This is a genomic window from Bacillus sp. P4_D3, assembly GCF_056401855.1.
On sequence record NZ_JBFUIN010001052.1, the window covers coordinates 1 to 896 of the forward strand.

Genomic DNA, 896 nt, shown 5'->3' on the forward strand with positions numbered 1-896 from the left:
GGTGCCAATATGAAGGGGTGACTTGGCCGGGCAATTGATATTGTTGCCATGCAGCAGGAAGTTCGATACCAACATCAGAACTTGCTGTATGAACGGCAGGAACATGTATTGAGGGAACTGACGGGACGGCAACGGTTATTCTTGGTGATACCCACATGAAAACAATCACTCCTAAGTTTTAATGATAAAGTAGTATATTCTTTTAACAGCTATAAAGGTACATATGGATAAGACTTTCGAATGAAACATACGTACAAAGTCGTAAGACCAAATTAAATTGATCGTGGACCATTTAGTATGAAAAGATACGTCTATTAGCGGAGGGCAAGGGAACATGAAAAATATACAATTGATGTGTTGATTGCAATATTTTACGTGTTTATGGAGGAATTTTAATGGAACGATTATGGACGAAATCATTTATTCAAATGACTATCGCGATGTCATTTTTATTTACAGGGTTTTATTTACTAGTTCCAACGCTACCGCTCTTTATTAAAGAGATTGGTGGAAATGAATCACAAGTTGGACTGATGATGGGAATGTTTACAATAGCGGCAGTTGTAATACGACCGATTATTGGAGGAATGTTAGATCAATATGGTAGAAGATCTTTTATTATTTTCGGACTCATATTTTTTGGGCTAACGATGTATTCGTATAATTTAGCATCGACTATTGTCCTTTTAGCTGTTTTGCGCGTTATTCACGGAGTGACGTGGGCTGTTTCTACAACAGCGATAACTGATATTATTCCAGATTCACGTCGTGGTGAAGGAATGGGCTGGTATGGCATGGCGATGACAATCGCGATGGCAATTGGCCCGATGATTGGATTATGGGTTGTACAAAATTATTCATTTCATGGCCTATTCTTATTAGCAACTCTTTTATCC

At 38.2% G+C, this 896-nt stretch carries 1 protein-coding gene; it reads left to right on the forward strand.

Annotated elements, in window-relative coordinates; all coding sequences use genetic code 11:
- Nucleotides 1-395: 395 nt before the first annotated feature.
- Nucleotides 396-896 (forward strand): MFS transporter (locus AC1DTM_RS29090; protein ID WP_477001556.1); only part of this gene is annotated, 501 nt, incomplete at its 3' end.